Annotated in this window: 13 protein-coding genes; 8 read left to right on the top strand and 5 right to left on the bottom strand. The window is 42.8% G+C overall.

Annotation, left to right across the window (positions count from 1 at the left end):
• Positions 1–13: 13 nt before the first annotated feature.
• From AB3G73_RS20235 to AB3G73_RS20215, 5 genes are all read left to right on the top strand, one after another.
• The gene (locus AB3G73_RS20235) at positions 14–3,037 is read left to right on the top strand and encodes a SusC/RagA family TonB-linked outer membrane protein (RefSeq protein ID WP_367745522.1); all 3,024 of its coding nucleotides are present in this window, start codon (positions 14–16) and stop codon (positions 3,035–3,037) included.
• 20 nt (positions 3,038–3,057) lie between these two features.
• On the top strand, positions 3,058–4,656 hold the full coding sequence (locus tag AB3G73_RS20230; RefSeq protein ID WP_367745520.1) for a RagB/SusD family nutrient uptake outer membrane protein: 1,599 nt from the start codon (positions 3,058–3,060) through the stop codon (positions 4,654–4,656).
• A gap of 38 nt (positions 4,657–4,694) precedes the next feature.
• Positions 4,695–5,843, top strand: coding sequence for a SusE domain-containing protein (locus tag AB3G73_RS20225; protein ID WP_367745519.1), 1,149 nt, complete (start codon positions 4,695–4,697; stop codon positions 5,841–5,843).
• A gap of 23 nt (positions 5,844–5,866) precedes the next feature.
• Positions 5,867–7,234 (top strand): DUF5115 domain-containing protein, encoded by a 1,368-nt coding sequence (locus AB3G73_RS20220; protein WP_367745518.1) that lies wholly within the window; start codon positions 5,867–5,869, stop codon positions 7,232–7,234.
• 62 nt (positions 7,235–7,296) lie between these two features.
• Positions 7,297–9,678 carry an alpha-amylase family glycosyl hydrolase gene (locus AB3G73_RS20215; protein WP_367745517.1) on the top strand — a complete coding sequence of 794 codons (2,382 nt, stop codon included), beginning with the start codon at positions 7,297–7,299 and terminating at the stop codon, positions 9,676–9,678.
• Between the two features lie 240 nt (positions 9,679–9,918).
• Here the strand turns inward: AB3G73_RS20215 and AB3G73_RS20210 are convergent, their stop codons facing one another.
• From AB3G73_RS20210 to AB3G73_RS20190, 5 genes are all read right to left on the bottom strand, one after another.
• Positions 9,919–10,683, bottom strand: a complete 765-nt coding sequence (locus AB3G73_RS20210; RefSeq protein ID WP_367745516.1) for a UDP-2,3-diacylglucosamine diphosphatase — start codon at positions 10,681–10,683, stop codon at positions 9,919–9,921.
• Between the two features lie 52 nt (positions 10,684–10,735).
• Positions 10,736–11,047, bottom strand: a complete 312-nt coding sequence (locus AB3G73_RS20205) for a metal-sulfur cluster assembly factor (protein WP_074909760.1) — start codon at positions 11,045–11,047, stop codon at positions 10,736–10,738.
• Positions 11,048–11,216: 169 nt separating this feature from the next.
• Entirely contained in the window at positions 11,217–11,912 is a 696-nt protein-coding gene (gene radC / locus AB3G73_RS20200; protein ID WP_320980576.1) for a DNA repair protein RadC, read from the bottom strand.
• Between the two features lie 204 nt (positions 11,913–12,116).
• Positions 12,117–13,106 carry a glycosyltransferase family 2 protein gene (locus AB3G73_RS20195; RefSeq protein WP_367745515.1) on the bottom strand — a complete coding sequence of 330 codons (990 nt, stop codon included), beginning with the start codon at positions 13,104–13,106 and terminating at the stop codon, positions 12,117–12,119.
• A 119-nt stretch (positions 13,107–13,225) separates the two neighbouring features.
• Positions 13,226–13,819, bottom strand: a complete 594-nt coding sequence (locus AB3G73_RS20190) for a sigma-70 family RNA polymerase sigma factor (RefSeq protein WP_322019828.1) — start codon at positions 13,817–13,819, stop codon at positions 13,226–13,228.
• Between the two features lie 159 nt (positions 13,820–13,978).
• Between AB3G73_RS20190 and AB3G73_RS20185 the strand changes: the two genes are divergently transcribed.
• The 3 genes from AB3G73_RS20185 to AB3G73_RS20175 are packed head-to-tail and all read left to right on the top strand — an operon-like array spanning position 13,979 to position 20,198.
• Positions 13,979–14,977: a FecR family protein gene (locus AB3G73_RS20185; protein WP_322019827.1), complete on the top strand. Its 999-nt coding sequence runs from the start codon at positions 13,979–13,981 to the stop codon at positions 14,975–14,977.
• Between the two features lie 23 nt (positions 14,978–15,000).
• Complete coding sequence (locus tag AB3G73_RS20180; RefSeq protein WP_367745514.1) at positions 15,001–18,360, top strand: SusC/RagA family TonB-linked outer membrane protein; 3,360 nt, start codon at positions 15,001–15,003, stop codon at positions 18,358–18,360.
• 20 nt (positions 18,361–18,380) lie between these two features.
• Complete coding sequence (locus AB3G73_RS20175; RefSeq protein WP_367745513.1) at positions 18,381–20,198, top strand: RagB/SusD family nutrient uptake outer membrane protein; 1,818 nt, start codon at positions 18,381–18,383, stop codon at positions 20,196–20,198.
• The last annotated feature ends 13 nt before the right edge of the window (positions 20,199–20,211 follow it).

The raw sequence follows: 20,211 nt of genomic DNA, 5'->3' as shown, positions 1-20,211 counted from the left end.
TTAAATTAAAGACATGAAAAAGAGCTTAAAACTAAAAGCCCTGCTTGTATTGTTGGTGGGACCCTTCCTTTCCATTGGAGCATTTGCGCAGCAAATGGCTGTCAAGGGGCATGTGAAAGACACAACGGGCGAACCTGTCATTGGTGCTAATGTACTGGTGAAAGGTACAACCAATGGAACTATAACAGATTTCGATGGTAACTTTATGCTGAATGTTCCGAAAGACGCCATTCTTTCTGTTTCATTCGTCGGCTATAAAACTGCGGAAGTGAAAGCAGCTTCTTCCGTAGTGATTACATTGGAAGATGACTCTCAAGTACTGGATGCGGTAGTTGTGATCGGCTACGGTTCGGTGAAAAAGAATGATATGACAGGTTCGGTTACTGCCATCAAGCCCGATAAACTGAATAAAGGTTTGATTACCAATGCGCAGGACATGATGACGGGTAAGATCGCCGGTGTGAGTGTTGTCAGTAAAGGCGGTGCTCCGGGTGCGGGCGCAACGATCCGTATCCGTGGTGGTTCTTCGCTGACTGCGGAAAACGACCCGCTGATTGTAATTGATGGTTTGGCGATGGATAATAAAGGGGTGAAAGGTCTGTCCAACCCGCTTTCTATGGTTAATCCGAATGATATTGAAAGTTTCACTGTATTGAAAGATGCTTCGGCTACCGCTATTTATGGTTCGCGTGCTTCCAATGGTGTCATCATCATTACGACGAAGAAAGGCCAGGCGGGTGCACGTCCCACCATTTCTTATGACGGCAATCTATCTGTCAGCAATGTAAAATCGACTGTTGACGTGATGGATGGCGACCAGTTCCGTTCTTTCATCAAGGACATCTGGGGAGAAGACAGTGAAGCCTACGGCAAATTAGGGAATGCCAACACCGATTGGCAGAAAGAGATCTTCCGCGCAGCCGTCAGTACAGACCACAACCTCACCATTTCAGGCGGATTGAAAAATATGCCTTACCGCGTTTCTTTCGGTTATACCAACCAGAACGGTATTGTAAAAACATCCAAGTTTGAACGCTATACAGCTTCCGTCAGCTTGGCTCCCTCTTTCTTTCAGGATCATTTGAAAGTGAACGCCAACCTGAAAGGGATGATTGCCAAGAACCGTTACGCTGACGGTAACGCGATAGGTTCCGCAGTAAGTTTTGACCCTACACAGTCCGTCCGCTCCGACGACCCTTACCATAAATACTATTTTGACGGATATTTCCAATGGAATACGGATGCTTCCTCATTGAATGACGATACATGGAAACGTACTTTCAACAGCAATGCTCCCGGCAATCCGGTTGCCTTACTGGAAGAAAAGAATGACCGCGCCATTTCCAAATCTTTGATCGGTAACCTGGAACTGGATTATAAGTTTCATTTTTTGCCTGACTTGCACGCTCATGTGAATGGCGGCATGGACCTGTCTACGGGTAAGCAATATACAGATGTCTCCCCCTATTCTTCTACCAACAACTATTATGGTAGCTATGGATGGGAAGAGAAAGACAAGTACAACCTTTCTTTGAATGCTTATCTGCAATACAGCAAAGATTTCACCGACAAACATCATTTCGACGTGATGGCCGGTTATGAATGGCAACACTTCCATGATACGTCCGATCAGGAATATTGGGGACTCTACCCGCTGTCAAACAATGTAGTAGAGAACAGAGGACAACGCTACAATGATATCAAAAGTGGTTCGGCTACGGAAAGCTATCTGGTATCTTTCTTCGGTCGTGTCAACTATAGCCTGCTGAACCGTTATCTGTTTACAGCAACCGTACGTCAGGATGGTTCCTCCCGTTTCAACAAAGACAACCGTTGGGGATTGTTCCCGTCTTTTGCCTTGGGATGGAAACTGAAAGAAGAGGCTTTCCTGAAAAACGTTGACGTACTTTCCGATTTAAAACTTCGTCTTGGTTATGGTATCACCGGCCAGCAGAATATCAATTCGGGAGACTATCCGTATCTCGCTGTTTATGAAACAAACAAAGACGGCGCTTACTATCCCATCCTGGGAGAGGGAATCACTTACCGCCCGAATGCATACAACCCGAATCTGAAATGGGAAAAGACTACCACCTACAACGTAGGTCTGGACTTCGGATTCCTGAACAACCGCATCAGCGGTGCTGTGGATTATTACTACCGCAAAACCACAGATTTGCTGAACAGCGTATTCGTCTCTGCCGGAACGAATTTCAAAAATAAAGTATTGTCCAACGTAGGTTCGCTGGAAAACTCCGGTATCGAATTCTCTATTAATTCAAAACCGATTGTAACTACCGGCTGGACATGGGATCTTGGTTTCAACATCACTTACAACAAAAACGAAATCACTAAATTAACTTCCGGAGACAGCGAGAATTATTATGTTGCTACCGGAGACAACATCGGTGGCGGACGTGACATGAAAGCAATGGCACATGCCGTCGGACATCCGGCTTCTTCTTTCTATGTTTACCAGCAAGTGTATGACGAAAACGGAAGACCTATCGAGAACGAGTTTGTCGACCGCAACGGAGACGGCACGATCAACGGCGACGACCGCTATTTCTACAAAAAGCCGGCAGCCGACGTACTGATGGGACTTACTTCCCGTCTTTCCTACAAGTCATGGGATTTCAGTTTCTCGCTGCGTGCCAGCCTGAATAACTACCTGTACAACTCTGTCGAAGCAGGTGGCTCGGACTGTAACCCGACCTCTATCTATTCATTCGGCGCACTCAACAACCGCCCGTTGATGGGAGTGGCAAACAACATCCAGAACAAGAGCGACAACACTTTGCTGTCCGACTACTTCGTGCAGAATGCCTCCTTCATGAAATGTGACAACATCACTTTGGGATACTCGTTTAAAAAACTGTTCGGCGCTCCGATTAGCGGACGCGCATATGCAGCGGTGCAGAACGTATTCACTATCACCAAATACAAAGGACTTGATCCTGAAGTAGAAAACGGGCTGGATAACAATATTTATCCGCGTCCCCTGACTACACTCATCGGTCTAAGCCTTAATTTCTAAACCTACTAAAAATACCAATTATGAAATTCAGATATATAAAATCAATCCTATCGGCCGCCTCACTATTGCTGGCAGTCAGCGTGACTTCATGTATCGGTGACCTGGATGCCACTCCAATCGACCCGAACATCGTGATGACATTCGATCAGGCAAGCGTTTTTAATAAGATATATGGAACTCTGGGACTTACAGGGCAGAAAGGCCCCGACGGAAGCGGTGACCTGGATGATATCGACGAAGGTACTTCTTCTTTCTACCGTATGACTTGGTGTGCCAACCAATTGATGACAGATGAAGCGATTGTCAATTCATGGAATGATGCCGGTGTTGCCAGCATTGCCGATTGCAGCTGGAGTTCTTCCAATGAAATCGTGACAGGACTTTACTACCGCCTGACCTTCGACATCACTTTGTGCAACTACTTTCTGGAACAGACGGAAGGGTTGGCAGATGACGAAACTACACGCCAGCGTGCAGAGGTTCGCTTTATCCGCGCTTTGAACAACTACTACCTGATGGATTTGTTCGGCAATCCTCCGTATTGCGACAAAGTCTCTACCGAGAAGCCTCAGCAAATCAAACGTGCGGACTTGTTTGTGAAAATTGAAGAAGAATTGAAAGAAATCGGTGATGACGCTACCGCCACACTGGCACAGCCGCTTCAGACAACTTATGGTCGTGTAGACCGTGCTGCCGCCTGGCTATTGCTGGCACGTATGTACCTCAACGCTGAAGTCTACACCGGCACGCCCCAGTGGGGAAAAGCCAAAGAATACGCCCAAAAAGTAATCGGTTCCGGCTATAAGTTAGCTCCTGTCTACAAACACCTGTTCATGGCTGATAATGATGGCAGCAATGTCAACAAGGCAAAACAGGAAGTGATACTTCCGATTTTGCAGGACGGCGTGAGAACTAAAAGTTGGGGTGGTGCTTTGTTTCTTATTGCAGGTACGCACAAGAGTGACACGGGCATGAACCCATGGGGAAGCAAACAAGGATGGGGTGGCCCACATTGTCGTCAGGCAATGGTAGCCAAGTTCTTCCCGAACGTTAATAATGCTCCTTCCGTATTGGAGGACCAGATGGTAGTGGCTGCAAAGGATGACCGCGCCTTGATGTGCGGAGTACAGAGAACTCCGTCAACAGGAGACAACATGAGCTTTACAGACGGATTTGCATGTGCCAAATTCTCGAATATCCGTGCAGACGGTGGTTTGACCAGTGACACTGACAATCCGGACATGGATATTCCTTTACTTCGTATGGCAGAAGCTTATCTGATTGTAGCAGAAGCCAGTATCCGTGAGAACAACGGTGTTTCTACTCAAGAGACAGTAGAAGCCATGCGTGAAATCCGTAAACGTGCGCACGCCGCTGAAGCCGCTTCATATACATTGACGGATATTCGTGACGAATGGGCGCGTGAGTTCTGGTTTGAAGGCCGCCGCCGTATCGATTTGGTTCGTTTTGGCAATTTCGGTGGCAGTTCCGACTACAACTGGGATTGGAAAGGCGGAGAAAAGCAAGGTACCGGAATCAAGGAATTCCGTAACATTTATCCTATTCCCGCCAATGATATAAATGCCAACACGAATCTGGATCAGAATCCGGAATACTAAATCAGACCGAAGTTATACTTTTAAATAAACAGAGTAATATGAAAAAAATAAATATACTGACGTCCATATTAGTAGCAACAGCCTTGCTGACTGCCTGCGAAGATGACAGAGACTCGAATCCTACCATACAGGAACCTACTACTTTTGTATTGAACACTCCTGCCAACGCAGCGTCCAATGTCTATGACTTGAACCAATCCAAGAATATTGAACTGACTTGCACGCAACCGGATTACGGTTATCCTGCCGTAGTGACTTATACCGTACAAGCAGATTTAACAAATAAGTGGACTGATGAAACGGAAACGGCAGATGCTTCTTATCTGACATTGCCCTCTACATCTACATCGGCGAAAGTGGACGCCAGTGCTCAGGAATTGAATAAGGCAATCGTAAAACTTGCCGGATGGGCATCGGAAAATGAATATGACGGTGAGCCGATGAGTGTTTTCGTACGTTTGTACGCCCATATCGGAGAGAATGGTTATCCCATACACTCCAATTCGATAGAACTGAAAGTGATACCTTATTATATGGATATATCTGACGCTGTTCCGGCTACTTATTATTTATTGGGCGATTTCATCGGTGAAGTTCCTTGGGGGAATCCGACAATGGAAGCAGGTACTGCTTATTTCCCGATGTCTCTGGTAAAAGGATATGCGTATGATGCCAATACGGGTAAGGGCGAGTTTACTTACACAGGATATATCCCGGCAGACAAAGGATTTAAAGTAGTGGCAGTTCCCGGCACATGGGATGACCAATGGGGAAATGCAGACAGTGAAGGCTTTACCAATTTGGTTAATGACAAGAACTCTCAAAATATAAAAGTGGATGCAGCAGGCTGGTACACGCTTCATCTGAATACGATTGAGAATAAACTGACAATGAAAGCAACTACTTTCGAGACTCAACCGGTGGAGTATGATGCAGTCACACTGACTTATGGTTCGGAAACTGTTGAACTGACTAAGGTTACGATGGAGCACTCACACGTATGGTATGCTGACATCACAATCGCAGCAAGTTGCAAAGCCAAGTTCACTTCCGGCGACAAGACTTGGGGCGGAGAGGTATTCCCGTTCGGCTCATTTGTCGATGGCACTACCATCAGTTGCAAACCGGGCGATTATACCGTACTGTTCAACGAACTGGACGGGTGCTATTACTTCAAAGCTAAATAGATGAATCTTAAATGCAGATAGATATGAAAAAATTATCAATATATATAACCATGTTACTGGCTGCCTCACTGACAGCTTGCAACGAAGATTTCAATGAAGGGGTAGCTTCTCCACAGTCTTACGGACAGGAAGAAGCCGCCGGAAAGATTACCTTTACAGCCACAGGCGTAGACCCTGTCAATCTGGGAAATGTTACGGAAGAATCCGTAGCGGTTGCCGTATTTACAGCTCCTGCCGTTGAAGAAGAAGCGACTTTATCCTATAAAATGAAGTTAGATAACAAAGTGACTTTAACAGTAGATGACAGAGGATACGCAACAACGGAAGATTTACAAGATGCAGTGGCACAGATATATGGTATCCGTCCGGTAGAACGCACCATGAATGCAGTAGTAACCGCATATATAGCTGCCGGTAAAACAGTATATGCAGCATCGGCGGAAAGCTATGAATTAAAAGTAACTCCGAAAGCCCCGGTCATTGAGGGAGCCTATTATTTAACAGGTTCATTAACTTTCAACAAAGAGGTTGCCTTTGCTAATAAAAGCGGCGATGTATATGCTAATCCGATTTTTACAGTAACTGTACCTGCTTTAACCAATAGTGACGGGGTTGTCCAAGCTTCCGAATTCACTATCCAATCCGTTTCGGGTAAAAAGTACGGCACACTGCAAGGAGAAGCATTAGAAGGGAATTTAGTTCAAAAGGATGATGCCAATGCTATCCAGATACCTGCCGGAGATGACTATAAGAGTGTTAAGATAACCATTGACATGATGAACGGAACTTACGAAGTAGAGAAATTGTCGTATGCTAACTTCTTGTGGGTGCCTGTGGCTGACTCTTGGTCTCCTTACAACTCTTCCACTATGACGGGAGTAGATAGTAAACTTCTATTCGGTATAGTATCCATCGAGAATCAATTTAAGCTAACAGTCGGTCCTTCATGGAGTGATGGTGACTATGGGTATTCGTATTTTCTGAAAAAGACAGGAATATTGCCAGTTGAAGGGAGCGATAATATGCAAGTGTCCGAAGCAGGAAACTACTTCTTGAAGGTGAATATGTCCGATGACAGGAAAGAAATCAGTGCCGTTAAAATAAACTCAATGGGCCTTATTGGTGATGCTACCGTTGGTGGATGGGATGAAGCAGCGGAAACTGATATGCCTTACGATGATACGGAGAAATGTTGGAGTACAACAACTACATTGTCTGCCAATCAATTCAAGGTTCGCATAAACAAGAGCTGGGATACAGCTATCGGCGGAAGCTTGGATGCACTCAATGCCGATGGTGGTGCAGGAAATATAGTACTAGACACTCCGGGAGAATATACAGTTAAGTTATACCTTAACGGGCGTCTCATTCTGATTAAAAATAATAATTAGTTAATGGCAGAGAACCATCATCTTGCATGAGGGTGGTTCTCACCTTCTTAAATTGAACAAGTATGAAAAAAAATATAAGACATATATTCTGGATGCTATTCTGTCTGTTGACGATAGTAGCCTGTTCCGACGAAAACCATGAGATGTTAATCACCGGCCCGGAACTTCCCGAACTGGACCACGAGCCGTCTATTGAAGAGTTAGTAGAAGGAATCAATAATTACCCGACTAAATTCAATGGTGACAAACAAGGTAAAATCTGGTATAAAGCAGCCGCCGGTGACGCCTTGTATGGATACGAAGGCAATGTATATGTCCACATCGGCATTAACGACTGGATGTATGTTCCCACAGAATGGGGTGTAAATGAAGATAAATATAAGGCAGAGAAAGTTGCAGATAACATTTGGTGTTTTACGCTCGCTCCGACCGTACGCGAATGGTTTGGCTCGGAAAATGCAGCTAACATTCAGAATGTCTGCATCATCTTCCGCAATGAGGAAGCACTGACTGACGAAAAGAAAACCAGCGACTTCTTTATCACAGTCACTGGTGACAAGACGTTTACACCTGCCCCGGTAGAGATAGCCGTCTGTCCGGTAGATGAAGCGGGTATTCACCCGTCCGCTGACGGAACATCTGTGACTTTTGCACTATACGATTTGGATACGGATGGCAATTATAAGGACTATGCTTGCCTGATTGGCGACTTCAATGACTGGGAACTTAGCACGGAATACCAGATGAAGCGTGATAATGACAAACACTTCTGGTGGTACACAGTCACAGGCATTGATCCTACCAAAGAATATGGTTTCCAATATTATATGGGCAGCGAAAAAGACGGCAATGTCCGCATTGGCGACCCCTATTGTGAAAAGGTTCTGGATGGCTCGAATGATAAATATCTTGTAGAACAGGGAGTTTATCCGGCTAGTGCCATACAGTATCCGAACGGAAAGACAACAGGCATTGTCTCTGTATTCCAAACGAAGCCGGCATCTTATAATTGGCAGGTGTCCGATTTCAAAATTGAAAATACGGATAATATGGTAATTTACGAACTGTTGTTCCGCGACTTTACACAAACTGGAGCCGAACTTGCTACCGGCACTATTAAAGAAGCGATGAAACATTTGGATTACATCAAGAGCTTGGGAGTGAATGCGATTGAGCTGATGCCCGTACAAGAATTCGATGGAAATAACAGTTGGGGATACAATCCATGTTATTATTTTGCAATGGACAAAGCATACGGCACGAAAGAGGAATATAAACAATTCATTGACGAATGTCATAAGCAAGGTATCGCGGTACTGTTGGATGTTGTCTACAACCACGCTACAGGAAGCCATCCATTTGCTAAACTTTATTGGGATTCGAAAGCAAGCAAGACCGCCAAGAATAATCCGTGGTTCAATGTCGATGCTCCGCATCCATTCAGCGTATTCCATGACTTCAACCACGAATCACCGCTGGTACGTCAACTCGTAAAACGCAACTTGAAGTTCTTGCTCGAAGAGTATAAGTTTGACGGTTTCCGTTTTGACCTGACGAAAGGATTTACTCAAAAGTCCAGTGATTCCGGTTCATCCAGTAATTACGACCAGTCCCGTATTGATATTCTGGCAGACTACCATGAAACAGTAAGCACAACAAATCCGAATGCCGTAATGATTTTGGAACATTTCTGTGACATATCAGAAGAGAAAGTACTAGCTGAAAAAGGTATGAAGTTATGGCACAATATGAATGAAAGTTATTGCCATTCCGGAATGGGAGAATCGAGTAAATCAGATTTTTCATCTATGCGAAATGACGGAATGCCTGCCGGCGGTTGGGTCAATTACATGGAAAGCCATGATGAAGAAAGAGTTGCATATATGCAGACAGCTGACGGTAATCTTCAGAGTGCTGACCTTGACACTCGCATGAAACAACTGGAAACAAATGCCGCCTTCTTCCTGACAGTTCCGGGACCGAAAATGATTTGGCAGTTTGGAGAACTCGGATATGATTATTCTATCAAATACAAGTATGAGGGCACAATGGGTTCTGATAAGAATACTGATGCCAAACCTGTTAAATGGGATTATCTTGATAGTCAAGAGCGGAAAGGCTTACATGACACTTACAGTACTTTGCTGAAATTGCGCAATGAGAATCCTGAATTATTTAGTAACAATGCTTTCAAGGATTGGAAAGTAAGTGTTTCCGATTGGGATCAAGGTCGTTATCTAAGATTGGAATCAAGCACAAAGAAATTGGTTGTAGTAGGTAATTTCAAGAATGAGCAGATTAATACAAGTGTGTCCTTTGGCAACACGGGAGATTGGTATGAATTGAATGGCGAAACATTGAATGTAACCAACAAGGATGCACAGCCTGTTACTATACCTGCCAATAGCTTCAAACTATACACTAGTTTTCAAGTAAATAATTAATTGTGCGATTGTTATCAGAACTACCATAGAAGATAACCTATGATAATGTAATAAATCCCTGCCTCACAGTGTTGGAGCAGGGATTTATTGCTTTAAATATATTCTTATCAGTATAGAGTTCTCACCTCAAGTATGAGCTCCTTTTCCGACCATTTAAGCGTGTTAGTTGTTTCACACCGGGAAACCATTCGTTTCATACCGTGAAACTATTAGTTCCAAACGGGGTTGAAACTTTCTGCCTTAGACTTGCGTCTCTCCTTCTATATACTCCTCCAGAAAAAGGTTCTCTCCGTCGAATACGGCATAAGAGAAGAAATTAATCCAATCCCCCAAAATCAATACACGGGAAGTGGCACTTAACATCAAATCGAGTTCAATGTGGCGATGTCCATAAATGAAGAAATTGATATTCGGGTGATTCTTCAAATACTCTTTAGTGTACAACACCAAGTGTTCCTTATTCTCTCCCATGTAATCCGGTTCTTTTCCATCAACCCGTTTCTGTCGGCTACGCTTTGCCCACGTCAGCCCCAATTCCATACTCCAACGGGGATGAATGGCTGAAAACATCGTTTGCAAAGTTTTACTATGAAACATCTTCCTGAGTAATTTGAACTTCTTGTCCGGATCACCCAATCCGTCACCATGGGCGAGATAGAATTCTTTCCCATAGATTTCGGTAGTCAAAGGCTCACGGTGCATAATGACACCACATTCTTTCGTAAGATAATCCCCACACCAGATATCGTGGTTACCAATAAAGTAGTGAATTTCCACTCCCATATCCGTCAGCTCGGAGATTTTCCCCAAAAACCGGGTATAGCCTTTAGGAACCACCAACCGGAATTCATACCAGAAGTCGAACATATCTCCCAACAGATAAATGGCAGAAGCTTTATGCTTTATACTGTCGAGAAAGTTCACAAGGCGTCGTTCCTGGGTGCGTCCATGTTCTATGGCACGAGACCCCAGATGCGCATCGGAAAGGAAATAAACGTTCTTCATGAGTTTTGAGTTGTTAGTTATAAGAGATTGATTATGAAGCTATCACTCGTAACTAAAGAAAGCCCAGTTCAAGTTTTGCTTCCTCGCTCATCATATCTTTATCCCACTCGGGTTCAAACACTAGATTAATGGTGGCTGCAGTCACCCCCTCCACCGATTCCACTTTCTGACGGATATCCTCCATTATAAAATCAGCTGCCGGACAATTAGGGGCGGTGAGTGTCATATCAAGTACTACTTCCCCATTATCAGAAACATCTATCTTATAAATCAGTCCAAGATCGTATACATTCACCGGGATTTCCGGGTCGTACACCGTTTTTAGCATGGCTACAATCTTTTCTTCTATTTCAATCTTTTCCATACGTCCTCTCATTTTTTTATGTATCGCAAAGATAGAGATAAAAAATGAAACATAAAAAATTAGGCACGGAATGCGTATCGCGTGCCTAAAGAATATACAAATTATTCTCTACCTCCGGCTGATTAAGAAAACGTATCGGGATGGCAAATTGTTGTAGAAAGCCAAACAGTCAAAGTAATCCTTCATCTGCAAAACTAAAGAATCCTTCTTCACAAACGACCACGTGATCTATCAGGCGGATATTCATTGTATCCGCCGCTTTGCGAATATGTTCCGTCAAGGTTTTGTCGGGCTGACTAGGACGGATATTCCCTGAAGGATGATTATGGACCACAGCTATTTGTGTGGCTCTTTGCAACAATGCTTCCCGAAGAATGGTACGCACATCGGTGTATGTTCCATCTATTCCGCCAGTACTGATACGCACCTTATCAATCAGTTTCGTTGCCTGGTTCAACAAAAGAACCCAGAATTCTTCTTGTTCCAGATCGCACATCAGAGGTTGAAAAATATCGTAGATATCTTTTGAACAGCTTATTTGAGGTCTTTCTTTTATACTCTGCAGTTTCCTTCGTTTTCCAAGTTCCAATGCAGCCATCACCGTGATACTCTTCGCCGGTCCTATACCTTTAAAACGGGAATAGTCGCAGACTTCCCATTTTGCCAAGGAATTAAGATTATTATCACAAGACAGAAGCAAGCGTCGCATCAGTTCAACAGCACTCTCTTCCGTATTTCCGGAGCCGATTAATATAGCGAGTAGTTCGGCATCACTCAATGCGGCTGCTCCCTTCTCCATCATTTTCTCCCGCGGGCGGTCCTCCAGTGCCCATTGGTTGATGGATAGTTTGTGTTTACTTTCCATTTGCTATGTTTTGAAAGTGTAAAGGTAGACTTATTTTATTTAATGATAGAGGTAACGGAAAAGAATTTGGCTATAGCCACCTTCTTTTTTCTATGCTAAGATGACTTGTCTGAGACCCGGGTGTCAGATGTATTGAGACCCGGGTGTCAGACAACATCCCTTTTAAACAAAAACAGGAATGGTAATAGGCAAATAAAAAATAGATTACTTATAAAAATTCTTTTGGAAGGCCTCAAACTCATCCTTCCCTCTGACACAACGTTGCCACCATGCACGCCAAAAACCTGTACCATAGCCTATAAGCTGTATAAAGGCGGCTGCAATGGAATAAATACCGATGGCCAGACTTTTATTCTGAATAGTGGAATCAATGCATACGAGCAATGCATAGAGAATGACCGGCATGAAACTGAAGAGGCAGAAAGGAGTTCCTAATAATAGAAGCGCCACTCCCAATGTAAATACGGCTGGAAGCAAATGCACCAGTTTCAGGGAATCCGGATATTTCTTATAAAGATTAATACGGGCAATGCCGGAGTTATGCACCTGCTTGAAGAATTTCTTCAAGTCAGTCCGACGTTTATGATATACCCAGGCATCAGGAAAAAGACGACAAGTGTACCCATTCTTAAAGATACGGATACTGAAATCAATATCCTCCCCAAAACGCATCTTTGAAAAACCTCCCAAAGCCTCGTACACTGCCCGGCGAACTCCCATATTAAAACTACGGGGATAGAATTTGTCCATTTTCTTTTTTCCGCCACGGATACCTCCGGTCGTGAAGAAAGAGGTCATGGAATAGTTAATTGCCTTCTGAATATCAGTGAAAGAATCGTGTGCACGGTCGGGGCCACCAAAAGCATCGGCAGGAGAAGTGGTAATCTCCTTCTCTACCGCATCGAAGTAGCCTTCGGGAAGGATGACATCAGAATCCAATATAATAAGGTATTCTCCTTCGCTACGTTCTGCTCCGTAATTACGGGTTTGTCCCGGACCGGAATTGGGTTTAGAGAAATATTTTATATTCAACCGATCTGCATACCGGCCTACTACTCCTTTGCAGGGAATGGAAGAACCATCTTCAACAACAACAACTTCAAAATCCTTAAAGTGTTGCACTGTAAGACTTTGCAATAATTCATCCACTTCATCGGGACGATTATAAACGGGAATTATGACGGAGTAACGCATATCAAAAACGGGATATAACTATTGATATGCAAAGTAAGACAAAAAAAAGGAAACTGCTTCTCTGATTGACAAAAAATAAATGGAAGGAAGATTTGTCTTCCTCATTTTTACTAAAAGCATTAAAGCAGCCAACTCATAAGCCTCATCCGGCTACCAGAATCTATATCTTGCTTTTGCAATGCTTCCAGAACATCACGAATAGCCGCAGCCAAATGATTATCTACGGTTTTCACTGAAATCCCCAGGATCTCCGCCACTTCTTTATTCTTTAAACCATGATACTTGACCAGCATCAACACATTTCTTCTTTTTTCCGGTAAACTTTTAATAATGGAATGAATTTGGCTGATTTCTTCTTTGGAAACGATGGTGGTTTCCGGAGTTACCGAACAATAAAACAACTCGTCGTGTACATCTTCTAAAGTAAGATAATCCCAACGCACTTCTTTTCGTTTCACATCGATCGCCTTATTTTTCGTCAAGACATAAAGATAGGTAAATATATTATCCACGTCGGCTTTATGCCGATTCACCCATAAAGAGGTGAAAACTTCTTCCAGTGTCTCTTCTGTTAACTCCTTATATTCTAAAATGGTATTCGCCACACTATATAGACGCTTATACATCAAGTGATACAACGCTTCAAAAGCTTTCGAATCATCTCTGCGTATTTTATTATACAGCTCACTTAACATGTGATTGTCTATTTCCATAGTAGTCGATGTTGTGTTACATTTGCAAATATACTATTTCTCATCTTAATAAGAAAAATATCATTAAATAAAAAAATATCTATATTTCGAATAGGGGATTTTTCTTTTCGTTTCGTCCATACTATAGAAAACGATACGAAAACAGCAAGAAAAGAAAGTATGGAAAACAACAAAGCAATTGAGATTCTTTCTAAAATCGTCAGGAAAGAGCCTATAAATGAGGAAGAACAGTCATTCATCAATGAGTGGCAAAAAGAGAATAATATCAATCAGCAGGTATACACATTTGTAACGACAAAAACCTCTATTGACTCTTTGCCGGATAACAAAATTGACTATCAAGCTATTTATAATCGAATAAAAGGTAACATAGACAAGAACGAACAGCTCCTTATTGAGGAACCGATGAGAAGTATACGAAAAACATATGCCCTGAACCATCTATGGAAATATGCAGCTGTTTTCTTCTTTGGAATAATCAGTGCTGCAACAGCTATGTATCTGATTCCATCCGGAAGTTCGCAGGCAATCAGCGAAATTACCGTTCCCAAAGGATCGGTATCTGAAATTATTTTGCCGGACAGTTCGGTTGTTACGATCAACTCCAACTCCAAACTGTCATATGCAAATGACTTCCTCACAGGAAAACGTGTGGTCAATCTGGAAGGAGAAGCGTTTTTCAAAGTCAAAAAGCAACTCAACGGTAACGAATTTACGGTATGTTCTAAAGGAACAAATATCGTGGTAAAAGGTACGGAGTTCAACGTACAGGCTTATCAAGACACTCCGTCCATAGAAGCAACACTGGTAAAAGGATCGATTATCTTTTGTGCCGACAAGAAAAGTATTCCTCTGCAACCCAATCAGCAACTCACTTACGACACGGGAAACCACAAAGCTGTAGTAAGACAAGTCAATGTGGAGGATACAGAATGGCGCAATGGCAAATACACATTCAAAGAAATAAGTTTAAAAGAGATTGTCCCTATTTTCAATCGGATATACAATACAAATATTGTGGTTGACAAAGCGGCTGAAGACATTATATTCTCGGGCTATATTGACCGAAAGAACCCGATGACACATTCGCTGGATGTGATCTCGTTAACGACTGGTACTCACTATCAAATAATCAATGATACAATTTATATAAAATAATAATCTAATACACCTCTATTTTTATGAAACAGACTTCTTATGTGAAGCGACCTTTCTTCTGGTCGTTTCTAGTACTACTTTTTTGCTTTACCTTACCGGTAAATGCATCTTACAATTCACCACAGGAGATAGATCTGACGAGAAACAGCCAAGTCAAAACGCTGAAAGAACTCGTACAGGAAATCGAATCTCAAAGTTCGTATCGTTTCTCTTATGTCAAAGGACTTATCGACAATGTCGCTGTGCAGGTAGGAAAAACCAGAAAAGACATTGACGGAATTTTGCAAGAAGCATTGAATGGCACCGGACTGTCCTATGTGATTAAAGCAAAGGATATTGTACTAATGAAAACCACTCCGCAGCCTAAAGCACAGGTAGACAATGTCTCGAAAATCATAAAAGGAACGGTGATTGACTCTGAAAGTAACGAACCAATTATCGGAGCTCAAATCTGGTTGAAAGAAACTCCCGAAGGAACTGTCACCAACATTGACGGTGAATTTCAACTAAGAGTTAAAGGTGGTGTAGGCATTCTCGTTATATCTTACATTGGATACAAAAGTCAGGAAATTGTCATTAAAGGCAATCAACCGATCCTTTGCAAACTTCAACCGGACACTAAAGTCTTGGATGAAGTAGTGGTAGTAGGTTATGGCACACAGAAAAAAGAGAGTGTTGTCGGTTCTATTGCCAGCGTCAAAGTGGACGAGCTGAAAGCTCCTGTATCAAAACTTAGTAACAACCTGGGCGGACAGCTATCGGGAGTGATTACCTTACAGAAAAACAATGAACCCGGTGCCAGTACTGAATTCTGGATTCGCGGTATCAGCACATTCGGAGCCAACAAAAAGCCATTGGTATTGGTAGACGGTATAGAACGGGACATGGACCTTGTAAATCCAGAAGATATCCAGTCATTCTCTGTTTTAAAAGATGCTGCCGCTACGGCTATCTATGGTGTACGTGGTGCAAACGGCGTTATCCTGATTACTACCCGTACAGGTGAAGAGGGTAAGCCTAAAATTTCTTTCCGTGCAGAAGCTGGTATGTTAGGCCCGACTAAACGTCCTAAAATGGTCAATTCTTCACAGTTTGCCGAAATGTATAACGAAGCCTATCGTTCTTCCTCCGAAAAAGGCGAAAACTTCTATGATGAAGAAGCAATCAGAAAATATGCAAGCGGAGAAGACCCGGATTTATATCCGGACGTGGACTGGATAGATGAGCTTTATAAAGACTATGCGTTCAGCCAAAGAATAAATTTAGGTGTCAGCGGTGGTGGTAATATTGCCAAATATTATATTTCCGGCGCTTTCTACAATGAAGGAGGTATGTTTAAAACCGACTCTATGAATAAATACGATACATCGACTTATTTCAGACGATATAATTTCCGTTCGAACGTTGACGTAAAGCTTCATCGCACCACTACGTTGAATGTAAATTTATCATCCGTATTTGAAAAGTTGAACGGTCCCGGCTCCAATTCGGACACAGCTGGTGCGGGTGCAGGTGCGATCTGGAAGTATGCATACATTTGTGCCCCCAATGCGTTTCCCGTTCGTTTCTCTGACGGGAAGTTCTCCGGTCCCAGTATCAACGAAGGACAGAATCCTTATAACCTGTTGACACAATCCGGTTATTATGAAAGATTCTGGAATAACGCCCAGTCATTAATCGGTTTGACACAAGATTTCTCCGAACTGATTACTCCGGGATTGACCGCTAACATTAAGCTTTCATTCGACGCACAAAATTACAATTGGATCAGACGCAAAAAACAAGTGCAAACCTTTACGGCCAGCAAACGTGACGAAGAAGGAAACCTTGTTTATACAGAAGGAAATATAGGTCAGGACAATCTGGATTACTCCAAAGGGAACACCGGATACACCACTACATATATTGAGGCATCCATCAACTATAACCGTACGTTCGGAAAACATTCAGTGGGCGCATTATTTCTATATAACCAAAAACAGAAAAATAAAACAGGAGTCGATAAAGCAGAAGACGCATTACCTTATCGGCATCAAGGTATCGCCGGACGTGTGACGTATGCTTACAATGACCGTTACTTCATTGAAGGTAATTTCGGCTACAATGGTTCTGAGAACTTTAGCCCGGGACATCGCTTTGGTTTCTTCCCGTCGGTTGCTGCCGGATGGATGGTATCTAATGAAAAATTCTGGGAACCCATGTCGCATGTCATCGACATGTTGAAAATTAAGGGTTCTTATGGTGAAGTAGGAAATGACCAGATTGGAGGTAGCAGACGCTTTATTTATAATGCAACCGTTATAGATAGCGGCAGTTATGACTTCGGGCAGACGGCACACACCGAAAAAGGTCTCCGCGTAGGTGACTGGGCAAATCCGAATGTAGGTTGGGAACGAGCTAGAAAAATGAACTTAGGGGTGGAAGTCTCTTTCTTCAACGCGCTGAAAATACAAGCAGACTATTTTAGTGAAAAGCGTGAAGGTATCTTTCTGGAACGTGCTTCATTACCCCTTTATGTAGGTATAAGCACCAAGCCTTATGTGAACGTAGGAAAGATGAAGAATCATGGATTTGACACGTCTCTTGAATATAATCAACGGGTAGGCCAGGTTAGATTATCCGGAAAAACAAATTTCACATATGCCCACAATACCATCATTGACAACGATCAGCCAGACTGGCAATATCTTTATTTGAACCGTAGAGAACAAATGTTATGGCAACAATACGGATTGGTAGCCGCCGGATTATTTGAGTCACAGGCAGATATCGACAGTTGGCCCAAACAGACCTTCGGAGATGTAAAACCCGGTGATATCAAATACATTGATATTAACGGTGACGGCAAGATTGACTCAAATGATGAAAAGCCTATCGGATGGGCCTCCGTACCGGAAATCGTCTATGGTTTCGGATTATCAGCTGTATGGAAAGGGATAGACTGTTCTGTTTTCTTCCAAGGAGCAGGTCATGTCACATTGCAACAGTCAGGTTCGGCCATTCAGGCATTTTCAGCACGAAATATGATGGAAAGCGGTGTTTATGAAGATATTTATTACAATCACTGGTCGGAAAGTAATCCAAATCCAAACGCCAAATATCCACGGTTGTCAATCGGTTCCAACAAGAACAACTTCCGTAATTCTACTTTCTGGCAAAAGGATATGAGCTATCTCCGTTTAAAAACAGTTGAAATAGGATATAACTTTCCAAGCAAATGGATAGACCCCATTCATATAAGTGGCCTGCGAATCTATCTATCGGGAGTGAATCTGCTTACTTTCAGCAAGTTCAAGCTTTGGGATCCCGAGGTTCTGGAAGGACAAGGTGCCAATTACCCGGCAAACCGTATCTTTAATTTCGGTATCAACATCAATTTATAACCCAGTAAAAAAAATACAAGATGAAAAATATCATTAAATACATAAAAATCTCCGCATGTATTCTGATGCTGACTTCATGCGATGCATATTTGGACAAACAGCCGGACGATGCCATGACTATGGAAATGATCTTCCAGAAACGAGCTTCTACCCAAAAGTACTTGGTGAATGTATTCAGCTACATGATTGATGAATCTCATACGGCACAAAATACACCTTGGCTGGGGGCATCGGATGAAGCTTCCATCACTTATATTGATAGAGGATATTGTTATATGAACAACGGTTCATGGTCACCGGATAATCCTCCGTATGTTGCTTTTTGGAGGGCCTATTATCAAGGGATTCGGGAAGCCAATATCTTTATGCAGAATGTAGACAAATGCCCGGAAATCAATTTCGAAGAAAAGCTCCGTTGGAAAACCGAGGCACGCTTTATGCGCACTTATTACTATGCGATGCTAATGCGTATGTATGGCCCTGTCATTCTGGTAGGTGATGAACTAATAGATATTTCTTCTACCAACTTAGGAAAAGAACGTTCTACATGGGAAGAATGTATGGATTATATCTGTACGGAGTTTGATGAAGTGGCGGATATTTTACCCGAACAACAGGAAACTACCTGGTATGGTAAACCGACTAAAGGGGCTGCATTAGCTCTTAAAGCCCGTATGTTGCTCTATTCTGCCAGAAAGTTATACAACAGCGACGACTCATTCTACAAGAATATTATTTCAACTGAAGGAAAGCATTTATTTCCACAATCATACAGTAAGGATAAATGGAAACTGGCTGCAGAAGCTAATAAAGCCGTTATCGATATGGGTATTTATGATCTGTATAAAGCATACGCTACCAATGGTAGCATTGACCCATACAAATCATACGCAGGAATATATTTGGAACTTTGGAACAATGAAGTTATTTTCGGACGTGCTCTTAGCGGAAAAGACTGGCGATTGGTTACAACTCCCCGCGGTATCGGCGGTAGTTCATTCGGCGGTGTATCTGCTACACAAAAAATGGTGGATGCGTATGCTATGAAAAGCGGACGTTACCCTATTTCCGGATATACCAATGAGGGGAAAGATCCGATTATTGTGGAAAGCAGCTATTCGGAAGGAAAATTCCAAACGATTACGAATCCGGCCGACGGCACCTCTTATGCCAATACCAATACAATGTATAAGGACCGGGAACCTAGATTCTACGTTAGCATATGCTGGAGTGGCGAGAAATGGAAAGCCGGTTCAACAACTATTGATGTACAGTTTTACAACAAAGGAAACAGCGGACCGGGTGATTCACACAACTACTCTAAAACGGGATATTTAATCAGCAAAATGACTGACCATTCTCTGAATCATAAAAACAATGAATTCGGACGTTTCTCATGGCCTATTTGCCGTTTGGGAGAAATCTATCTGAATTATGCGGAAGCATTGAACGAATACGATCCAGGGAACGAAGATATATTGAAATACATCAATCTGATACGTCAAAGAGCAGGTGTTCCCAATCTGGAAGAAGTATATCCGGAGGAAGTAAAAGACCCCGATAAAATGCGTCAGTTAATACGCCGCGAACGCCAGATAGAACTTGCCTTCGAAGGTTATCGTTTCTTCGACACCCGTACTTGGAGAATCGCAGAAGAAACAGAAAACGGGCCTGTATATGGTATGAACGTAATGGCAACCGACCATACTCCCACCGGAAAATTCTGGCAACGCACAGTCGTCGAAACAAGGGTGTTCAGCAAGAAACACTATCTCTTCCCAATCGCACAGGAAGAACTGGATAGAAACAAAGCAATCACTCAAAACTATTTATGGTAAACAATCTATTAAT

It is taken from the genome of Bacteroides sp. L008, from assembly GCF_040812255.1.
Lineage (GTDB): Bacteria > Bacteroidota > Bacteroidia > Bacteroidales > Bacteroidaceae > Bacteroides > Bacteroides vicugnae.
Note: the sequence above shows the minus strand (reverse complement) of the source record. Positions and strands in the feature narration are given on the sequence as shown.

Coding starts and splice junctions, on each gene's coding strand:
- AB3G73_RS20235 (WP_367745522.1), top strand. CDS start 14: ATGAAAAAGAGCTTAAAACTAAAAGCCCTGCTTGTATTGTTGGTGGGA.
- AB3G73_RS20230 (WP_367745520.1), top strand. CDS start 3,058: ATGAAATTCAGATATATAAAATCAATCCTATCGGCCGCCTCACTATTG.
- AB3G73_RS20225 (WP_367745519.1), top strand. CDS start 4,695: ATGAAAAAAATAAATATACTGACGTCCATATTAGTAGCAACAGCCTTG.
- AB3G73_RS20220 (WP_367745518.1), top strand. CDS start 5,867: ATGAAAAAATTATCAATATATATAACCATGTTACTGGCTGCCTCACTG.
- AB3G73_RS20215 (WP_367745517.1), top strand. CDS start 7,297: ATGAAAAAAAATATAAGACATATATTCTGGATGCTATTCTGTCTGTTG.
- AB3G73_RS20210 (WP_367745516.1), bottom strand. CDS start 10,683: ATGAAGAACGTTTATTTCCTTTCCGATGCGCATCTGGGGTCTCGTGCC.
- AB3G73_RS20205 (WP_074909760.1), bottom strand. CDS start 11,047: ATGGAAAAGATTGAAATAGAAGAAAAGATTGTAGCCATGCTAAAAACG.
- radC (WP_320980576.1), bottom strand. CDS start 11,912: ATGGAAAGTAAACACAAACTATCCATCAACCAATGGGCACTGGAGGAC.
- AB3G73_RS20195 (WP_367745515.1), bottom strand. CDS start 13,106: ATGCGTTACTCCGTCATAATTCCCGTTTATAATCGTCCCGATGAAGTG.
- AB3G73_RS20190 (WP_322019828.1), bottom strand. CDS start 13,819: ATGGAAATAGACAATCACATGTTAAGTGAGCTGTATAATAAAATACGC.
- AB3G73_RS20185 (WP_322019827.1), top strand. CDS start 13,979: ATGGAAAACAACAAAGCAATTGAGATTCTTTCTAAAATCGTCAGGAAA.
- AB3G73_RS20180 (WP_367745514.1), top strand. CDS start 15,001: ATGAAACAGACTTCTTATGTGAAGCGACCTTTCTTCTGGTCGTTTCTA.
- AB3G73_RS20175 (WP_367745513.1), top strand. CDS start 18,381: ATGAAAAATATCATTAAATACATAAAAATCTCCGCATGTATTCTGATG.